The following is an 18,432-nucleotide window of genomic DNA, read 5'->3' on the forward strand; positions in this document are numbered from 1 at the left end:
TGCGGAAGCGAATGAGACGCGCGGGTTTTGACCGGACGGCGGCGGATTGGCAAGATCGGGGGAAGCGACTCGGAGCGTAAGGCGTCACCTTGGATCAACTGCCCCCCAGCCACGACGCCTATTTCCATGTCCGGATCATCATCGGGATCGTGGTGGGCCTCTCGATCTCGCGGCTGCTCACCGGGCTCGCCCGGTTCGTGCAGCATCCCTCAGGCGACAAGATCTACCCGGTCCACCTCGGCTGGGCGCTGTTCGTCTTCCTGCTCATCATCCATTTCTGGTGGTTCGAGTTCCGGCTCGCCGAGGTGCCGCAATGGTTCTTCGAGTTCTACCTGTTCGTGATTTTCTACGCCTGCCTGCTGTTCCTCTCGAGCGCCCTGCTGTTTCCCGACAAGATGGACGAGTATGCAGGGTACCGGGACTACTTCATGTCGCGGCGCGCATGGTTCTTCGGCCTGCTCGCGCTGATCTTTCTGGTGGACCTCGCCGACACCAGCCTGAAGGGGGGCGCCTATTTCCACTCCTTCGGCCTCGAATATCCGCTCCGCAACCTCGGATACGCAGCCGCTTTCGCGGCGGCCGCCATAATCCGGAATCCGCGATTCCACGTGGTGTTCGTCGTCGCGGCGCTCGCTTACCAGGCGAGCTGGATCCTCAGGCTGTTCGACACGCTCTGACCGGGTTCAGAGGAACCGCCCGCCGCGCTGCAGCACCTCGATCTTGTAGCCGTCCGGGTCGGTGACGAAGAAGAAGCGGCCAAACGGCTGACCGTCTCGGTCCATCTGCTTCAACGCGCCGGGATTGAGCCCGGCGGCCTCGAAGCGCGCGTGCTCTGCGGCGAGATCATCGACCGACACCGCGAGATGGCCGTAACCGTCCCCGAGGTCGTATGGCTTGTCCCGGCCTTCATTGACCGTGAGCTCGAGCTCGAACTCCTGCTCCGGGTTGCTGAGATAGATCAGCGTGAAGCCTTCGAACGGATAGCGGTTCGCGACCTCGAGGCCAAAAGCGGTCCTGTAGAATGCGACCGAGCGGTGTTCATCCGCCACGCGGATCATCGAGTGGATAGTCTTCGCCATGTCTCATTCTCCCGGTCGCCGCTCAAGGCGCCGGAAGATGCCGGACGGTGCCGTTTAGGCAAGGCCGCGAAACGAAAAAGGCCCCGGCGTCGCCGCCGGGGCCTTCTCGCAACCTCCGGCCGGAGCCGGAATTGGGTTCTCAGTTGCGGTTGCCGAAGATCGACAGCAGCGACGTGAACAGGTTGATGAAGTCGAGATAGAGCGACAGCGCCCCGAAGATCGCCTTGCGGCCCATCGTGTCGCGGTCGTCGCCCTCGAGATACATCTCCTTGATGCGCTGCGTGTCGTAGGCGGTGAGGCCCGAGAAGATCAGCACGCCGAGCACCGACACGACGAACTGCACCATGGTCGAACCGATGAACAGGTTCACCAGGCTCGCGATGACGATGCCGATCAGGCCCATCATCAGGAAGGTGCCCATCGCCGAAAGGTCGCGCTTCGTCGTGTAGCCCCAGAGGCTCAGCGCGCCGAAGGTCGCGGCGGTGATGAAGAACACGCGGCTGATGGAAGCGCCCGTGTAGACCAGGAAGATCGACGAGAGCGACAGGCCCATCAGGCCGGCGAACACGTAGAAGGCGATCTGCGCGCCGGAGGCGCTGAGGCTGTTCAGGCGGGCCGACAGGAAGAACACCATGCCGAGCGGCGCGAGCAGCACAACCCACTTCAGCGGGCTTGCGAACAGCAGATAGCCGAACTGGGTGAGGTGCATGCCGCGCGCGGTGGCGACGGCGGAGTTCGCGTCGCTGGTCACCGCGAGCATGAAGGCGCCGATCGCGGCGAGGCCGGTGATCGCGAGGCCGAGCGACATGTAGTTGTAGACGCTCAGCATGTAGGTCCGGAGACCCTGGTCGATCGAAGCGCTCGGAACCGAGACGCCGCCGATCCCAGGCCGGCCATAAGCGTTGCGTGGAAGTTCGGACATCGTCAGCGTTCCCTCAAGAACTGGTGCTGGAAGCAGTCGTCGCAGAGCGCGACGATCCCTTTGGACCTGGATGATATGGGCATGGCCCTGATCCGCACAAGTTCGAGACCCGCTTGCGGTTCTGACATCTTCGTCAGATGGCCTCATGCTTAACGGAATTTCCCGCGACGCGGCGTTTTTATCTTCCGGGGCGGAAGTCCGATCGCCAGCGTCGTCTCGGGTCCGAGACGGGCGATCAGCCGCCTCAGCGGAAGAGGAGCGAGCGCGACGCAGCCCTCGGTCGGCGTGAAGCCCGGACGCGCTGCGTGCAGGAAGATCGCGCTTCCGCGGCCCGGCCGGGCCGGCCTGTCGTTCCAGCCGAGTTCGCCCACCAGATCGTAGAGCCGGTCGTCGCGCCACATCCGTTCGTGGGACGCCGCGAACGGCAGCCGCACTGGACGGTTGTAGCGAGGATGACCGGCCGCGTCGCACCAGCCGTCGTCCGGGCGGGTCAGCCTGACGCCAAGCCCCGCAGCCGGCCTCGCCGCCCGATCCGGCCGCCGCCAGACGCGCCTTATCTTCAGGGCCGCGCGCGGCGTGGCGCCGTCGCCTTCGCGCTTGTGGGCGGTGATTCCCGAACGGCCGAGAGCGCAGACGAAGCTGGCCCCGCCGGCCGTCAGCCGGCCCTTCGCCCGATCACAAATCCGCGCGCGGACGTCGATTCGACCCAAAAAACGACGCTTCAGACCCACGCGCGCCCCATAATACCATCCCCGCCTTGTCGAATGAGGGGGTGGCGCCTTAACTCTCGGTCGCCGCCCGGGCACGGGCTCCAGAGACCCTTGAATGGCCGCCAAGCGCAAGATCCTAATCGTCGAGGACGATCCTGACCTCCGCGGCGAACTCGCCGATCAGCTCGACCTCCATGACGAATTCGAATCCATGCAGGCGCCGTCCGCCACCGACGGCGTGACGCAGGTGCGGGGCGAGCACGTCGATCTGGTGCTGATGGACGTCGGCCTGCCCGACATGGACGGCCGCGAGGCCGTCCGGATCATGCGGCGGGACGGCTATCGCGGCCCGGTGATCATGCTGACGGCACAGGATTCCGACGCGGACACGATTCTCGGGCTGGAAGCCGGCGCCAACGACTACATCGCCAAGCCCGTGCGATTCGCGGTCCTGCTCGCCCGCATCCGCGCCCAGTTGCGCAGCCACGAGGCCAGCGAGGACGCGGTCTTTTCGATCGGCCCCTACACGTTCAAGCCTGGCGCGAAGCTGCTCGTCACCGAGAAGAGCGCCAAGATCCGCCTGACCGAGAAGGAAACATCGATCCTGCGCTATCTCTATCGCGCCGGCGCGGCCGTCGTCGGCCGAGAAACGCTTCTTCAGGAAGTCTGGGGCTATAATTCGGGCGTGACGACTCACACGCTCGAAACGCATGTCTACCGGCTGCGCCAGAAAATCGAAGCCGACCCGTCGAATGCGCGTCTGCTCGTCACAGAAGCCGGGGGGTACAAGCTCGTTCCGTGAGGGGCGTGTTTGACGTGTAAAGCGGGGGCGCGTGGCGCTCGAAGACGACATCAGAACGCTGAGCGAAACGCCGCTGCTCGATGAGCTCGGACGCGACGCCCTGCGTCTGATCGCCTTCTCGGCGGACCGCATCCGCCTTGGCGCCGGCGACGTGCTGTTCCGCGAGGGCGACGCGGCCGATTCCGGATATGTCCTGGTTTCCGGCGCTCTTTCGCTCAAACGGCCGAATTCCGAGAAGATCGTCGGCCGCGGCGCGCTGATCGGCGAATTGGCGCTGATTTGCGACATGCGACGCCCGGCGACGGCGACCGCGACTGAATCCTCGCAGGTGCTCAAGATCGCACGCGGCTTGTTCGGCCGGCTGTTCGACGAGTATCCCGACCTCGCGCGCAAGCTGCACGCCCGGCTCGCCGCCCGGCTGCAGGGCGACATCGCCGAGCTCAGGACAATCGAGACGCTGCTCAGGAAGTGAGTCGCCGCCGCGGCCCGCTCTGCTAATGTGCGCTCGAACGGGCGGAACGGATGGAAGCGCGGGCGTCTGGGGGGTCGATGGCGTTCTTGGCGCGGCCGTCCACGGCCCGGCTGCTGCGGCCGAGGACCTCGCTTGCGGGAACGGCGCTGCGCGTCCTGCTCGCGATCCTCGCGATCCCGATCATCCTCGTGCCGATCTACGCCGTCGTCCCGCCGGTCTCGACGCCGATGCTGGCGCGCTGGCTGACCGCGCGGCCCGTGACGCGGACATGGACGCCGCTCGACCGGATCTCGCCGGCGCTGCCACGCGCCGTGCTCGTCTCCGAAGACGCTCGCTTCTGCCGCCATCACGGCGTCGACTGGGGCGCGATCCGGGAGGTGATGCGCCAGAGCGGCGACACCGGCCCCGGCCGAGGGGCGTCGACGATCGCGATGCAGGTCGCGAAGAATCTGTTTCTCTGGCAGGGCGGGGCCTACATCCGAAAGCCGCTCGAGATCGTGCTCGCCCACTGGATCGACCTGGTGTGGACCAAGCGCCGGGTGATGGAGGTCTATCTCAATATCGCCGAATGGGGCCCGAACGGCGTGTTCGGCGCCCAGGCCGGCGCGCGGCGCGCCTTCGGCCGGGACGCCTCGGCGCTCGGCCCCCGAGAGGCGGCGCTGATGGCCGCGGCGCTGCCGAACCCCGTGCTGCGCGACCCCAAGCGCCCCAGCCGGCGTGCGAGTTCGCACGCCGCGATCATCGCCGCGCGGGCGAAGGGCGCCGGAGACCTGGTCTCCTGCCTGAAGTGACGGCCGGTTTTCGCTGGCGTCGGGCGGGCTATGCCGCTATAAGCCCGCCCGACGAGGCGGCGACTACGGCTCCGCCCGCTTTTTCGCGCGCGCGAAAGCGCCTGGCGCAGACTGACTGACGGAGTTTTCGAAATGGCCGTTCCGAAGCGCAAGACCTCCCCCATGAAGCGTGGGCACCGCCGCTCGGCGGACGCGCTCAAGGCCCCGACCTATGTCGAGGACAAGGACTCCGGCGAGCTGCGCCGCCCGCACCACCTCGACCTGAAGACCGGCATGTATCGCGGCCGGCAGATCCTGTCGCCCAAGGTCGACGCGTAAGGCCTCCGACGTCGCGGCGAAAGCCGCAGCCGACCGCGCTTCCGGGCGCTCCAGCGTTGGTCTCGTCGAATGAAATGGCAGACGTCGAAGCCGGCTCCCAGGAGCCGGCTTTTCGCGTTTGAACCGCCTACGCCACGCCGTGCGACCGCTTCGGCTTGTCGCGACCCGAGCGATAGGCGTCGAGCGCCTCCTTGACGCTGGCGCGACGCCGATCTTGCGTCTGCGACAGGCCGATCGCGGTTGCGAGCTGTGCGACGAGCGGCGCATAGCCCCCCCCCCCCGCCCTCGCGAATATCGCGCGAGGCGGGTCCGGCCTCTCAGCCTCATGCTCTGGCGTCGAGCTCACATCGACCTTCGCCTCGATACGGCTGACCGGATCGACCCTGGCTTCGGCGGGGACGGGCGCTCCCATGGCCGGCGTGTTCGGCCTCGTGACGCGACCGACCGTGCGCTCAGCCCGCCCTACTTTACCAACTGGAGGTAGCATAAGCACGATGAGACCCTCCTTATGGAAGAGGCGTTGCTTCCGCTTTCACACTCGAACGCCCTATTAACCAAGTATAGGGCCGCACGGGCCTTCACATTCTCTCTTAAGAGTTCTAAGGAGTTTTTTCGTAGAGTCCGGACTGCCGATTCGAACTTTCTCGACTGGCTCAAGGACAGATGTCGGTGACCATGCCGCTAGAAACGGCCCAGGGATCTTTACCCGACGCTTGGACGCTCGACGACGTGCTCGCAGCGGTCGGCGAAGCCGCCTATGTCTGGAATGTCGACACCGACGCGCTGCATTGGTCCCCGGGCGCCGCCGACGCGCTCGGGCTCTCCCCCAACGTGGCGATCGACACCGCCAGCCGCTTCGCAGCGCTGCTCGACCCCGACGCGCTCACCACGCGGCGCGAGGCGGTGTTCGGTTCGACCAGCCAGGATCTCGGCGAAGGCGTCCCGTTCGAGGTCGAGTATCCGCTGAACCAGGGTCCACGCGCCCAGCGGCTATGGGTCCAGGACCGGGGCCGCTGGCGAGCCGACGAGGACGGACGTCCGAAGACGGTCGTCGGCGTCGTGCGCCGACTCGGCGCCAGGTACGAGACGGCCCAGCAGGCCGCGACGCTCGCCCGGTTCGACCCGCTCACCGGCCAGCTCAGCCGGGCGCGGCTGATCGAGGTGGCGGGCGCCGCCCTCGCCGCCGGAACGCGGATGCGGACGCCGTGCTCCTTCGCGCTCGCCTCGCTCACCAATCTCGGCGCGATCAACGACGCCTATGGCTACGACGTGGGCGATCTCGCGATCGTCGAGGTCTCGCGCCGGTTTCGCGGCGCGATGCGAGGCGGCGACACGCTCGGCCGCTTCTCGACGTCGACCTTCGGTTTCACGCTTCAGGAGTGCGATCGCGGGGATCTCGAGGTCGTCATCCGGCGGCTCGCCGACGCCGTCCACGCCGCGCCCATCGCGACGCCGGCCGGCTCCGTCGCCGTGCGGGTCGCGATCGGCGCCGTGGTCGCGCCCAGGCACGCTCGCGACACCTCCGAAATGGTCGCGCGGGCGCGGCTTTCGCTCGCCCAGGCCGCAGCGCGGCCGGCCGCGGTCTGCATCTACGCGCCGGACCCCGAGCGGGAAGCGGCGCGGCGCGCCAACATGCGCCTCGCAGACCAACTCGTCGCCGCGTTGAACGACGGACGGGTCCGCCTCGCGCTCCAGCCTGTGTTCGCGGTCTCGACGGGCGAGGCGGTGTGGAGCGAAGCGCTGGTGCGCGTCGTCCTTCCCGACGGCGAGATTATTTCCGGCGGCCCGCTCGCCGCCGCCGCCGAGGAGGTCGGCCTCATCCACATGCTCGACCGGCGCGTGCTGGATCTGGCGGTCGCCCATCTCAGCCGACGGCCGGATGCTTATGTCGCCATCAACGTTTCGGCCGCGACGACGGCGGACGAGACATGGCTCGAGGCGCTCTACGCATGGCTCGCGCTACGCCCGGATGTGGCGGAACGGCTGATGGTCGAGATCACGGAAACCGCGGCGATCGCCGACCTCGAAGTAACGTCGCGCTTCATCGGAGACCTGCGGCGCCGGGGGATCAAGGTCGCGATCGACGATTTCGGAACCGGGCACACCTCGTTCAAGGCGCTGAAGGAGCTCTCGATCGATCTCGTGAAGATCGACGGGTCATTCGTGCGCGACCTCGAAAGTTCGCCCGAAGCAGGCGCCTTCGTGCGCGCGCTGCTCGCGCTCGCCCGCGAACTCGGCTTCGAAACGGTCGCCGAGCAGGTGGAGACCCAGGGTGTCGCCGATCTGCTGAAGGCCTGGGGCGCGACCTATCTCCAGGGTCGTCTGCTCGCCGCGCCGGCGCTCGCGCCGATCGAGGACGACCCCTCGGTCCAAGCGATTTGACGAGGGATCTTCAGTTTTCGATCCGAACGGTTCGCGGGCATGGCGCTGAAGCGTACGTCCGCCTCATTCAGCGGCGGCCTGGTCGCCGGCCCGGCCGTAGCGGCGGGCGACATAGTCCTCCACCATCGCCTTGAAGTCTCCGACGATATTCGGCCCCCGCAGCGTGGCGACCTTCTTGCCGTCGACGAACACCGGCGCGCTCGGGACCTCGCCGGTGCCCGGCAGCGAAATGCCGATGTCGGCGTGCTTGGACTCGCCCGGCCCGTTCACGATGCAGCCCATCACCGCGACGTTGAGCGCCTCGACGCCCGGATAAATGGCCTTCCACTCCGGCATGCGCGCGACGATGTGGTTCTGGACGTCGCGGGCGAGCTCCTGGAAAACCGTCGATGTGGTGCGCCCGCAGCCGGGGCACGCCGCGACCAGCGGCACGAAGGTGCGGAAGCCCATGGTCTGCAGGATCTCCTGCGCGACCTTGACCTCAAGCGTGCGATCGCCGCCGGGTTCGGGCGTCAGCGAGACGCGGATGGTGTCGCCAATTCCCTGCTGCAGCAGCACGCCGAGCGCCGCAGCCGACGCCACGACGCCCTTCGAGCCCATGCCGGCCTCTGTCAGGCCGAGGTGGAGGGCGTAGTCCGCGCGGCGGGAGAGTTCGGCGTAGACCGAGATCAGGTCCTGCACCGCGGAGACCTTGGCCGACAGGATGATCCTTTCCCGCGGCAACCCGAGCTCTTCGGCGCGGGCCGCGGACAGCAGCACGGAGCGGATCAGCGCCTCGCGGGTGACCTCGCGCGCCTGCTTCGGCGCGGAGGACGCCGCGTTCTCGTCCATCAGCCGGGTCATCAGCTCGTTGTCGAGCGAGCCCCAGTTGCCGCCGATCCGAACCGGCCTGTCGTGCCGCGCGGCGATCTCGATGATCTGCGAGAAATGCCGGTCCCTCTTGGCGCCGAAGCCGACATTGCCGGGGTTGATGCGATATTTCGCGAGCGCTTCCGCACAGGCCGGATGCTCGGCGAGCAGAGTGTGGCCGATGTAGTGGAAATCGCCGACCAGCGGCGTCGCCAGTCCTCGCTTCGCCAGGCCGTCGCGGATGTGTGGCACCGCTGCGGCGGCCTCCGCCCGGTCGACCGTGATCCGCACGAGCTCCGAGCCGGCGCGGGCGAGCGCCGCGACCTGGTCGATCGTCTTCGCGATGTCGGCGGTGTCGGTGTTGGTCATCGACTGCACGACGACCGGCGCGCCGCCGCCGACCATGACGGAGCCGACCATCACGCCGCGCGAGCCGCGCCGGGCCGCGAGCGCTCCGGGACAGTCGACGGGCTGGACTGCGGTTTCAGGCGTCGACGGCATCGGGCTCTCTCAGCTTGAGCTTGGTCCGGCAATGCGCGCATTCGCCGGAAACCTCAATCACCGGTGCGCGCGGCCGGAAGCCGGAGGCGCGCGCAAGCGCGCGGAGCGCGTCGGCGAAGGCCGGCGTAGCGGCCTCGCCAACCGCGCCGCAGCGCTCGCAGATCAGGAACACGACCGGCGCTCCCTCGGCGCCTGCATGATCACTGCTGCAGGCGACGAAAGCGTTACGGCTCTCGATGCGATGAACGAGGCCCTGCTCCAGAAGAAAATCGAGCGCCCGGTAGACGGTGATCGGCGCCGGCGGCTTCTCGCCCGCGTGCGTCAGCCGCTCGATCACCTCATAAGCCCCGGCCGGCGCATGGTCGGCCGCCAGCGCCTCGAGCACCCGGCGACGGATATCGGTGAGCCGTGCGCCGCGCTCGGCGCAGACCCGCTCGGCGCGGTCCAGCACGTCCCGCGCGCAGGCGCGGTGGTCGTGTCCAGGGGCTGCGAAGGCGCGGTCTTCAGCTCGGTGTGCGTGCGTCATCTCGCCCGATCTCATAGCATGATGCGCGGAAGTTATCTCGGCGACGCCGCTTGCGCAGCCGACCTCAAGGGAGACCTCGCATGCTCGACGCCAAGACCGCCGTCGTCACCGGATCCACCAGCGGCATCGGCCTCGCGGTGGCGCGCGCGCTCGCCAAGGCCGGGGCGAATGTCGTCATCAACGGCTTCGGCGACAAGGTGGAGATCGAGGCGACGCGGGCCGGGATCGAGGCCGACCATGGAAAGCCGGTCATCTACGACGCCGCCGACATGCTCAAGCCGCGCGAGATCGCCCGCATGATCCAAGACGCCGAGGAGCGGTTCGGCGCAGTCGACATCCTCGTGAACAACGCCGGGATCCAGCACGTCTCACCGGTCGACGAGTTCCCCGACGACAAGTGGGACCAGATCATCGCGATCAATCTGTCGGCCGCGTTCCACGCCACGAAGGCGGCGCTGCCGGGCATGAAGCGCAAGGGATGGGGCCGCATCGTCAACACGGCGTCGGCGCATGCTCTGGTCGCCTCGCCGTTCAAGTCGGCCTATGTGGCCGCCAAGCATGGCATTGCGGGCTTCACAAAATCGGCGGCGCTCGAGGTCGCGCAGCAGAAGATCACGGTCAACGCGATCTGCCCCGGCTATGTCTGGACGCCGCTGGTCGAGAAGCAGATCCCAGACACCATGAAGGCGCGCGGCATGACCGAGGATGAGGTCAAACGCGACGTCCTGCTCGCAGCCCAGCCGACCAAGGAGTTCGTCACTCCTGATCAGGTCGCGGCGCTCGCCGTTTTCCTGTGCTCAGACGCCGCGGCCCAGATCACAGGCGCGCTGCTCACCATGGACGGCGGCTGGACCGCCGCCTGACCGGCCGGAACAGAAAACGCGCGGCCCGGGAAGGACCGCGCGTGTCTCTGACCCGATAAGGTTCAGCGCGGCTTCAGATCGCCGGCCGGCGTCTCCGTATGCCCGCGCAGATCGGTTGCGCTCGGATTTCCGCCGGCGTCGCCCGAAGGCGTATGGCCGGGAAGCTTCTCCGCAGCCGTCCCCTCCGAACCGGCGGCTCCGGTGCTCATTTGCGAGCCCGTGCTCGGCGCCATCGTGCCGGCGCTGTTCTTCATCTGGGTGTCGGCGGAGTTCGGCTGGGCCGAGTCCGAGGAGTTCGCCTGGGCGAACGCGACAGCCGGCGAGCCGGCGAGAAGCGCGGCCGAAAGGCCGATGGCGTAAAATTTGTTGGTCATGAGTGTCTCCCTGGATCAATCTTTTGAACGATGTCTTCGCTGGTCCGACGGTGACTCACCGTCCGACCTATAACCACGCCCGCATAAGACCCTTCTGATCTCTGCGATTTGACGGATCGTGCTGATATACGAAGCTGAAGCAGTGATTGTTCCGGAGATAAATTGACTTCACTTAAATTTCACAAGATTTTCAAAATCTATATTCCTATGTGATCCAATGACATCTTGGCGTCGTATTAAATATGCGGATGCAGCCGCGTTCCAAAACACAAAATCCGCGCGGCCCGGGTCGGGCCACGCGGATCTGAGGAATCGAACGGCGTTCAGCTTGTCAGGTGGGATTCTTCATCCCTTCGCCCTTCATCTCTCCCGGACCTCCCGGCTTCTTCATCATCATGCTGTTCTTGTGCATGCTACGCTTTTTGTGCATCGCCATCGATCTATGAGACTTCATGGACGACGTCTTATGCATCGGCTTGTGCGTCGACTTGTGGTGCGACATGCCGGCGGCGGTCGTCGCCATCTTTTCTTTCCGCATCTCAGTCCCGGCGGCCTGAGCGGCGAACGCCGCGCCGGAAAAAGCTACAGCGAGCGTGATGACGCGAAGTGTTTTGAATGACATTGTTTTCTCCACAGGCAGTTATCCGCTGCCCCCGCGCGATGAACGCGTTGCTTTGCGTATCGTTCCGAAGAACCTGGCGGAGGATCACTTATAAGTCAGCGTGGAGTTCGGGGCAGAAACGGTTAACGCGCCTGCGCGGCGGCGGCGCAGCCGACAAGGCCCGAGACATCCGAGGAAACCACGACCGTCGCGATCTGACGCAGCATCGCCTCATGAGGGCGCTTCGTCTCGAAGCCCGCCCGGAACGCGTCCGCATCGACCAGGCCGACCAGCCGGGGCATGATCCCCCCGCAGAGATAGACGCCGCCACGCGCCCCGAAGGCGAGCGCAACGTCGCCCGAGAACCGCGCCAGCAAAACCAGGAACTGGCCGATAGTCTCCGCGGCCACGGGCTCGCCGGCGATGGCGGCCGCCGTGATCTCGGGGGACAAGGCGTCGTCCGGCGTCCGGCCGTCGACCAGCGCGATCGCGCGGTGAAGCCGTGGCAAGCCGAGCCCCGAGAGCACGGCCTCCGCCGAGACCCTCCCGAAATCCTCACGGACGAGAGCGAAGATCTCCGCCTCCCGCGCGTCGATGGAGGCAAGCTCGACATGGCCGGCCTCGCTCGGCATCGGCAGCCAACGGTCGCCGTCACGGATCAGCGCCGCGACGCCGAGCCCTGTTCCAGGGCCGAGAGCCGCCTTGGTCTCGTCCATCGGGACCGCCGGGCCGATGGCGATGAGTTCGTCCGGTTCGAGATGCGGCAGACTGGCGGCCTGGGCGACGAAGTCGTTGATCAGGTCGACCTGCTCGAAGCCGAAGCGGCGCGCGAGGCTGTCGGCGTCGAAGGCCCAGGCCGCCCGGTTGGTGAGCTGGGCCCGCCTTCCTTGCACCGGACCTGCGATCGCGAAGGCGGCGCGCCGCGGCCGCGTTCCGGACTTTTCGAGATAGGCGGCGACGGCGTCGTCGAAGGCCTTATGGTCGTCGCCGTGCTCGACGGCGACGGCTCGCGGGCGCAGGCTCGCGCCGGACACCAGACCGAAGCGACAGTTGGTGCCGCCGATGTCGCCGACCAGAAGGGACATCAGTCGAGATCGAGCAGTCGCACGCGCTGCAGCTTGACGAAGGCGCGCACGGCTTCGTCGAAGGCGCGTCCGGCGGCGCTCGCATGGCGCGCCGCGGCGGCCTCGTCGCTATCGTAGAGCGCCGAGGTCAGAAAGAAGCCGGGCGCGGACGGATCCTCGGCGATCGCGACTCCGCGACAACCCGCCTCCCCCCGCTCCGCGGCGTTCGCGTTCGCGAATACGGCGGCGCGGAAAGCCGACGCGTGCTGGGGATCGACCTCGAACACGGTAGAAACGAGCTTCATCGCCGCGACATAGTGCGCCCGCCTGTGCCGCCCATAGGTTTTCACGAACGCCTGGTCCCGATGTCCGCACGCCTTCCCATCGAAACCGACAGCCTCGCCGACCGCGTCCTGCATCGCGACGGGATGATGCTGGTGATCGACAAGCCGGCCGGCGTGCCCGTCCATGCCGGACCGAAGGGCGGGATCAATCTCGAGCAGATGTTCGGCTCGCTCCGCTTCGGCCTGCCGCGCGATCCCGCGCTCGCCCACCGGCTGGACAAGGACACCAGCGGCTGCCTCGTGCTCGGCCGCCACCGCAAGGCGCTGGCGCGGCTCGGCAAGCTGTTTTCGAACGGCCGCATCGGCAAGACCTACTGGGCTGTGGTGCGCGGCTCGCCGGAGGCTGAGTCCGGGCTGATCGAGGCGCCGCTCGCCAAGCGCAGCCCGGAGCGGGGCTGGTGGATGGCGGTCGACCCCGCCGGTCAGCCTTCGGCGACCGAATGGCGGGTGATGGCGCGCGGGGGCGGCCTCGCCTTCGTGGAGTTCACCCCGCTCACCGGCCGCACCCATCAGATCCGCGTGCACGCAGCCCATGTCGGCATGCCGTTGCTGGGCGACCCGATCTATGGCGCGGGCTCCGCCGGCGGCGCGGCGCTCCATCTGCACGCCCGGGCGGTCTCGATCCCGTTCAGCGAAAAGCGGCCCCCGATCGAGGTCGAGGCGCCCCTGCCCCCGCACATGGCGGCGACGTTCACGGCGATGGGATGGGACGCTGAGGCCCCATCTCCGCTCAAGCGCCCTATATCAGCCTGAAGGACGGTCCCGGCCGCTCCAGCGCCATGCCGCTCCCTCCCCGAAAGGTAAGTCCGCATGGCCCGATGCCTCGTGCTGCTCAACCCTCGAGCCGGCACGCTCAAGGATTTGAGGCGGACCGCCGTCGGAGGTGAAACGCCCGCCGCGCTGATCGCCGACGCGTTCGCCTCCGCCGGCAAGGAGGTCGATGTGCGCATGGCGCCGCCGCGGGACCTTGGCCTGGTGCTGGACGAGATCCGGGCCGCGGACAGCCATGACGAGATCATCGTCGGCGGCGGCGACGGCTCGCTGTCGCGCTCGCTCGGCCGGCTGCTCGCCTCAGGCAAGACCTTCGGCGTGCTGCCCTTCGGAACGCTGAACCTGCTCGCACGCGATCTCGGCGTGCCGCAGGAGATGAAGGAGGCGATCGCCTCATTAGCCCGCGCCGAGCCCCGCCGTATCGACCTCGCCTCGATCAACGGACGGCCGTTTCACTCGATCTCCGGCCTCGGCTTCTTCGCGCAGATGGCCCAGGCGCGCGAGGCGGTGCGGGGCGTCAGGGGCTTCGGGCGTTACGCGGGGTTCGCGATGGCCGCGTTCCGCGCCTTCTTCCGCTCGGGCCGGTCGCGCTACGAGCTTGTGATCGACGGCGCCCCGCGCCGGGTCGAGGCCACGGCGGTGCTCGTCACCAACAACGCCTTCGCCGACGGCGCCTGGCGGCGCCCCCGGCTTGACGAAGGCCTGGTCGAGGTCGTCGTGGCCCATGCCGGCACGATGAGCCAGCGTATGCGGCTCGCCTTCGATGTGGTGCGGGGCGGCTGGCGCAAGAACCCGCTGATCGAGTCGTTCCGCGCGCAGAGCGTGGTGGTCGACAAGCTCCGCCGGAACCGCGTCTGGGTCGCGACCGACGGCGAACTCTCCCGCGAGCGCTGCCCGATCCGCTACGAGGCGATGCCGGGCGCCGCGGTGATGCTGACGCCGGTCATCCCCGCAGGACGTGCGGCGGAGGCCCCGGTGGCCGTGACGGGCGGCGTCGCAACCCGATAGAGCGCGTCATGGTCCGACTTAGGCCGGGCCATGACGCGGCTTACGCCGAGCAATGCGCGATCAGGCGGCGCATGAAGGCTTCGCAGGCGGCGAGCTGCGTCTCCTCGACGAACTCGTCGGGCTTGTGCGCCTCGCCGATCGAACCGGGACCGCAGATCACCGTCGGGACGCCCGCCGTCTCCACGAACAGGCCGGCCTCGGTGCCGTAGGCGACCTTGGCGTGGTCGTTGCGGCCGGCGAGCCGCTTCACCAGCGTCACGATGTCGGCGTCGGGCGAGACGTTGAGGCCCGGGATCTCCGACTTCAGGGCGATCTCTATCGCCGCCCGAGGATCGCGCGCGCGCATCTCGGCCTCGATCTCGCGCGCCGTCTGCTCGATCTCGGCGACGAGCGCGTCGGAGTCCTCCTCCGGCAGCACGCGGAACTCGAATTCGAGCCTCGCAAGATCCGGCACGATGTTGAGGGCGGTTCCGCCCTGAAACACGCCGACATGGGCGGTCGAGTGCACGACGTCGTAGAGCGGGTCGCGCAGGCCGGTCGCCGCGAGCCGGGAGGCGATCTCGGTCACCTTGGTCACGAGACGCGCGGCGTACTCGACGGCGTTGACCGCCTCTGTCGCACGCGCGGAATGGCCGCCGACGCCGCGCACGGCGACTGCGAAGGACCGCTTCGACTTGTGGGCGATCACCACCTGCATGCCGGTCGGCTCGCCGACGATGCAGCCGAGCGGAAGCACCGGGCGACGGCTGAGCATCTCCAGCAGTTCGCGCACGCCGAGACAGCCGATCTCCTCGTCGTAGGAGAAGGCGAAATGGATCGGGACCTTCAGCTGCGCCGCGACCATTTCGGGCGCGAGCGCGAGGCAGACCGCGATGAAGCCCTTCATGTCGCAGGCGCCTCGCGCATAGAGCCGGCCGTCGCGGCGGGAGAGGCCGAACGGGTCGCTCGTCCAGAGCTGGCCGTCGACCGGCACCGTGTCGGTATGGCCGGACAGCACGATCCCCGGACGATCGGAGGGGCCGATCGTCGCGAACAGGTTGGATTTGTCGCCGTGGGCGTTCTCGACGCGCTCATGCGCGATCCCCAGCCCGTCGAGATAGGCCTCGACATGCTCGATCAGAGCGATGTTCGGATTGCGGCTCGTCGTGTCGAAGGCGACGAGCCGGGAGAGCATGTCGATCGTCGCTTGCGAAACCATGGCGCTCGCTTTGCGGGCTGAGAGGGGCCGCGGGACCATAGAAGGGATCGCGGCGCCCGATCCAGTGGGCTTGGATGGGAACAGCCCCGCGCAGGCGCGCGTTCGCTCGAAAACCGAGCGGAGAACAAGATGGCGAAGCCTTACGCGGTTGGCGCGAGCGTGACTTGGACATGGGGAAAGGGCGAGGCCGCGGGCAAGGTCGCCCAGGTCTTCACCAGGCGGGTCCAGCGGACCATCAAGGGCGCCAAGATCACGCGCAGGGCGACTGAGGAGAATCCCGCCTATCTCGTCGAGCAGGAGGGTGGCGGCCGGGCCCTGAAATCGCACTCCGAGCTCGAGAGCGCCTGACGCCTTCCCTCGAGCCAGTCGATTGTCGGGGTGTCGCGGGCCCCATGGCGGCCTAGTTGAGCGCGCCCGCCACCGGCGTCGCCCCTTGCTGTTCATGATCATCCCGCGTCGCATCGTTTTCGCGCTCCTGTTCGCCCTGCTCGCGCTTGCCGGCGCTGGAACGGGTTTGACGCAGGACGCGCCGGCGCCGGTCGAGGCGCGGCAGTCCGACGTCGACGCGCTGATCCGCATCCTTCAGGACGACCGCGCCCGCGCCGCGTTGATCGAGCGGCTCAAATCTCCGCGGGAGACGCCGGCTTCCGGGCCGGAGCGTCCCAACGCTCCGAGCGAAACCGACAAGGCGACCCGCGACGGCTCTGTCGCCGGCCCCGACGCCGCGGCGGCGACCGGGGCCGCAAAAGCCGCGGAGGGGGCGGCCGAGCCGACGCTCGCCCGTCGGATGGCGGAATACACCCGCGCGGCCGCCGAACGCGGCGCGGCGCTCGCGGCGTCAAGCACGAGCCTGTTCGGCGATCTCGCCAGCGTCGTCTCGGGCCTCGGCCGGGGCGAGGGTGTCGACTGGGGCCAGATCGTCGCGCTGCTGTTTACGATCGGCGTCACCTTCGGCGTCTTCTTCGCCCTCCGGGCGCTCGGCATCCCGTTCTTCAGCTGGATCGGCCGGCGAGCCGCGGTCGCGGGCTTCTTCGGCCGCTCGGCGCTGCTGCTGTCGAGCGTCGTCGTCGACGCGCTGATGATCGCGCTCGCCTGGGCCGGCGGCTACATTTTCGCCCTCCAGTTCGGGGCGTTCGGCGTCATGAACATCCACCAGACGCTCTACCTCAACGCCTTCTTCGTCATCGAACTCTCAAAGGTCGCGCTGCGCGCCGCGACCTCTCCGCGGCACGCCTCGCTGCGCGCCCTGCCGATCGAGGACGAGGCCGCGGCCTACTGGTATTTCTGGGGCAGCCGGATCGTCTCGACGCTCGGCTACGCCTTTCTGTTCATCGCCCCGATCATCGCCGCCGCGATCTCGCCGGGGGCCGCGCAGGCCGTGCGGGTCGTGGTCGCCTTCGCGACTTTGATGATGGCCGTCGCCATCGTGCTGCAGAACCGCGAGCGGGTGCGCGAACGGCTGGCGGGACGGACTCAGGAGACTCAGAGCGACGCGCTTTCGGCGTTTTACGGCTTCCTTGCGCGGTTCTGGCACTGGGCCGCGCTCGCGTGGCTGTTCGCGCTGTTCGTCGTCTGGCTGGCGAATCCCGGCGAGGCGCTGCCCTTCATGGCGCAGGCGACCGCGGAGACGCTCGTGGCGATGGCGGTCGGTGGTCTCGTCACCGCAGTGATCTCCCGTCTCATCGCGGGCGGCATGAAGCTTCCGGCGGAGATGCACGCGCGGCTGCCGGCGCTCGAGGGCAGGCTCAACGCCTTCGTGCCGGCGATCCTGAAGGTCGTGCGTTTCGTCGTGCTGATCGTCGTGCTGCTGGCGATCGCCCAGAGCTGGGCCGTCGTCGACCTGATCGGCTGGCTGTCGACAGAAGCCGGCGCGCGGTTCGCGACCTCGACGCTGACCGCAGGCGTCATCGTGCTGGTCGGCGTCGGCGTCTATCTCGGCGTTGCGTCCTGGGTGGAGTACCGGCTCAACCCCGAGTTCGGCCACGTGCCGACGGCCCGGGAAAGGACGTTGCTTGCGCTGTTCCGCAACGCCTTCACCATCGCGCTGCTGGTTCTGGTCGCGATGCTCGCCTTATCGGAGATCGGCGTCGACATCGCGCCGCTGCTCGCCGGCGCCGGCGTGCTGGGCCTCGCGATCGGCTTCGGCGCGCAGACGCTGGTGAAGGACATCATCACCGGCGCCTTCATCCAGTTCGAGAACGCGATGAACACCGGCGACAACGTCAAGGTCGGCGGCGTGCAGGGCACAGTCGAGCACCTGACGATCCGCTCGGTCGGAATCCGCTCGATCGACGGCGTCTACCATCTGATCCCGTTCTCGTCCGTCGACAGCGTCTCTAACGCCACCAAGATCTTCAGCTACCACATGGCCGAGATCGGGGTCGCGTACCGCGAGAACATCCCGGAGGTGAAGCAGGCGATGCAGGAGGCGTTCGACCGCCTGTTCGCGACCGAACTGCACGGACCCTCGATCATCGGTCCCTTCGAACTGCACGGGCTCACCAAATTCGGCGACAGCGCGATCACGGTGCGCGCGCGCATCAAGACGGAGCCCGGCAAGCAGTGGGTCGTGGGCCGCGCCTACAACGAGATCGTGAAGGAGATCTTCGACGAGCGCGGCATCGAGATGCCGTACCCACATCTGACGCTCTACATGGGCGAGGACAAGCAGGGCAAAGCCCCGCCGCTGCGGGTGATGGCTGACGTGGAGACGCTCGTCGCCGAGACGCGCTCCGATCCCCGGCCGCGGGCCGAGGCTCTATCGGTCGAGTCGGTCATCGAAGGCCATGACGGACCGGACGAGGAGGGCGGAACCGCCGAGAACGGGTGAGCCGGCTCTCTGGACGCAGCCTTTGCG

The 18,432-nt window shown here is 67.9% G+C and carries 22 protein-coding genes; 11 read left to right on the top strand and 11 right to left on the bottom strand.

Annotated features, from left to right (window positions below; translation table 11 throughout):
- The first annotated feature begins 89 nt into the window (after nt 1-89).
- On the top strand, nt 90-677 hold the full coding sequence (locus PKE75_RS11525; protein WP_271168872.1) for a hypothetical protein: 588 nt from the start codon (nt 90-92) through the stop codon (nt 675-677).
- Between the two features lie 6 nt (nt 678-683).
- On the opposite strand, the gene PKE75_RS11530 is transcribed toward PKE75_RS11525, so the two are convergent.
- The 3 genes from PKE75_RS11530 to PKE75_RS11540 all read right to left on the bottom strand — a co-directional run bounded on the left by PKE75_RS11530 (nt 684) and on the right by PKE75_RS11540 (nt 2,711).
- Nucleotides 684-1,079, bottom strand: coding sequence for a VOC family protein (locus PKE75_RS11530; protein ID WP_271168873.1), 396 nt, complete (start codon nt 1,077-1,079; stop codon nt 684-686).
- A 139-nt stretch (nt 1,080-1,218) separates the two neighbouring features.
- Nucleotides 1,219-2,001, bottom strand: coding sequence for a Bax inhibitor-1/YccA family protein (locus tag PKE75_RS11535; RefSeq protein ID WP_271168874.1), 783 nt, complete (start codon nt 1,999-2,001; stop codon nt 1,219-1,221).
- A 149-nt stretch (nt 2,002-2,150) separates the two neighbouring features.
- Nucleotides 2,151-2,711, bottom strand: coding sequence for a L,D-transpeptidase family protein (locus PKE75_RS11540; protein ID WP_271168875.1), 561 nt, complete (start codon nt 2,709-2,711; stop codon nt 2,151-2,153).
- A gap of 115 nt (nt 2,712-2,826) precedes the next feature.
- Between PKE75_RS11540 and PKE75_RS11545 the strand changes: the two genes are divergently transcribed.
- From PKE75_RS11545 to rpmF, 4 genes are all read left to right on the top strand, one after another.
- Nucleotides 2,827-3,513, top strand: a complete 687-nt coding sequence (locus PKE75_RS11545) for a response regulator transcription factor (protein WP_271168876.1) — start codon at nt 2,827-2,829, stop codon at nt 3,511-3,513.
- A 31-nt stretch (nt 3,514-3,544) separates the two neighbouring features.
- Complete coding sequence (locus tag PKE75_RS11550; RefSeq protein WP_271168877.1) at nt 3,545-3,985, top strand: cyclic nucleotide-binding domain-containing protein; 441 nt, start codon at nt 3,545-3,547, stop codon at nt 3,983-3,985.
- Nucleotides 3,986-4,062: 77 nt separating this feature from the next.
- Nucleotides 4,063-4,776, top strand: a complete 714-nt coding sequence (mtgA, locus tag PKE75_RS11555) for a monofunctional biosynthetic peptidoglycan transglycosylase (protein ID WP_271168878.1) — start codon at nt 4,063-4,065, stop codon at nt 4,774-4,776.
- A 132-nt stretch (nt 4,777-4,908) separates the two neighbouring features.
- Nucleotides 4,909-5,094: a 50S ribosomal protein L32 gene (rpmF, locus tag PKE75_RS11560; protein WP_271168879.1), complete on the top strand. Its 186-nt coding sequence runs from the start codon at nt 4,909-4,911 to the stop codon at nt 5,092-5,094.
- 127 nt (nt 5,095-5,221) lie between these two features.
- Here rpmF and PKE75_RS11565 read toward each other — a convergent pair whose 3' ends face one another.
- Nucleotides 5,222-5,506: a hypothetical protein gene (locus PKE75_RS11565; protein WP_271168880.1), complete on the bottom strand. Its 285-nt coding sequence runs from the start codon at nt 5,504-5,506 to the stop codon at nt 5,222-5,224.
- 263 nt (nt 5,507-5,769) lie between these two features.
- Here PKE75_RS11565 and PKE75_RS11570 point away from each other — a divergent pair, with 263 nt between their 5' ends.
- Nucleotides 5,770-7,476, top strand: a complete 1,707-nt coding sequence (locus tag PKE75_RS11570; protein ID WP_271168881.1) for a GGDEF domain-containing protein — start codon at nt 5,770-5,772, stop codon at nt 7,474-7,476.
- 63 nt (nt 7,477-7,539) lie between these two features.
- On the opposite strand, the gene ispG is transcribed toward PKE75_RS11570, so the two are convergent.
- A complete protein-coding gene (gene ispG / locus PKE75_RS11575; protein WP_271168882.1) occupies nt 7,540-8,826 on the bottom strand; it encodes a flavodoxin-dependent (E)-4-hydroxy-3-methylbut-2-enyl-diphosphate synthase in 1,287 nt (428 codons plus the stop codon).
- A complete protein-coding gene (locus tag PKE75_RS11580) occupies nt 8,810-9,352 on the bottom strand; it encodes a transcriptional repressor (protein ID WP_271168883.1) in 543 nt (180 codons plus the stop codon). Before PKE75_RS11580 ends, ispG begins: the two co-directional genes overlap by 17 nt.
- An 80-nt stretch (nt 9,353-9,432) precedes the next feature.
- Here PKE75_RS11580 and PKE75_RS11585 point away from each other — a divergent pair, with 80 nt between their 5' ends.
- Nucleotides 9,433-10,215 (top strand): 3-hydroxybutyrate dehydrogenase, encoded by a 783-nt coding sequence (locus tag PKE75_RS11585; RefSeq protein WP_271168884.1) that lies wholly within the window; start codon nt 9,433-9,435, stop codon nt 10,213-10,215.
- A gap of 62 nt (nt 10,216-10,277) precedes the next feature.
- On the opposite strand, the gene PKE75_RS11590 is transcribed toward PKE75_RS11585, so the two are convergent.
- From PKE75_RS11590 to PKE75_RS11605, 4 genes are all read right to left on the bottom strand, one after another.
- On the bottom strand, nt 10,278-10,589 hold the full coding sequence (locus PKE75_RS11590) for a hypothetical protein (RefSeq protein WP_271168885.1): 312 nt from the start codon (nt 10,587-10,589) through the stop codon (nt 10,278-10,280).
- 331 nt (nt 10,590-10,920) lie between these two features.
- Nucleotides 10,921-11,211, bottom strand: a complete 291-nt coding sequence (locus PKE75_RS11595) for a hypothetical protein (RefSeq protein WP_271168886.1) — start codon at nt 11,209-11,211, stop codon at nt 10,921-10,923.
- Nucleotides 11,212-11,333: 122 nt separating this feature from the next.
- Complete coding sequence (gene glk / locus PKE75_RS11600) at nt 11,334-12,275, bottom strand: glucokinase (protein WP_271168887.1); 942 nt, start codon at nt 12,273-12,275, stop codon at nt 11,334-11,336.
- Nucleotides 12,275-12,559: an antibiotic biosynthesis monooxygenase gene (locus PKE75_RS11605; protein WP_271168888.1), complete on the bottom strand. Its 285-nt coding sequence runs from the start codon at nt 12,557-12,559 to the stop codon at nt 12,275-12,277. The genes glk and PKE75_RS11605 overlap by 1 nt, the downstream gene beginning before the upstream one ends.
- 60 nt (nt 12,560-12,619) lie before the next feature.
- Between PKE75_RS11605 and PKE75_RS11610 the strand changes: the two genes are divergently transcribed.
- Nucleotides 12,620-13,351, top strand: a complete 732-nt coding sequence (locus tag PKE75_RS11610; protein WP_271168889.1) for an RluA family pseudouridine synthase — start codon at nt 12,620-12,622, stop codon at nt 13,349-13,351.
- 57 nt (nt 13,352-13,408) lie between these two features.
- Nucleotides 13,409-14,377, top strand: a complete 969-nt coding sequence (locus PKE75_RS11615; RefSeq protein WP_271168890.1) for a diacylglycerol/lipid kinase family protein — start codon at nt 13,409-13,411, stop codon at nt 14,375-14,377.
- A gap of 40 nt (nt 14,378-14,417) precedes the next feature.
- On the opposite strand, the gene argE is transcribed toward PKE75_RS11615, so the two are convergent.
- Complete coding sequence (gene argE / locus PKE75_RS11620) at nt 14,418-15,575, bottom strand: acetylornithine deacetylase (RefSeq protein WP_271168891.1); 1,158 nt, start codon at nt 15,573-15,575, stop codon at nt 14,418-14,420.
- Nucleotides 15,576-15,704: 129 nt separating this feature from the next.
- Between argE and PKE75_RS11625 the strand changes: the two genes are divergently transcribed.
- Both PKE75_RS11625 and PKE75_RS11630 read left to right on the top strand, forming a co-directional pair.
- The gene (locus tag PKE75_RS11625; RefSeq protein ID WP_271168892.1) at nt 15,705-15,923 is read left to right on the top strand and encodes a hypervirulence associated TUDOR domain-containing protein; all 219 of its coding nucleotides are present in this window, start codon (nt 15,705-15,707) and stop codon (nt 15,921-15,923) included.
- A 94-nt stretch (nt 15,924-16,017) separates the two neighbouring features.
- The gene (locus PKE75_RS11630; RefSeq protein WP_271169182.1) at nt 16,018-18,405 is read left to right on the top strand and encodes a mechanosensitive ion channel domain-containing protein; all 2,388 of its coding nucleotides are present in this window, start codon (nt 16,018-16,020) and stop codon (nt 18,403-18,405) included.
- The last annotated feature ends 27 nt before the right edge of the window (nt 18,406-18,432 follow it).

Origin of the sequence: Hansschlegelia plantiphila (assembly GCF_027922265.1) — a bacterium.
Taxonomy (GTDB): domain Bacteria; phylum Pseudomonadota; class Alphaproteobacteria; order Rhizobiales; family Methylopilaceae; genus Methylopila; species Methylopila plantiphila.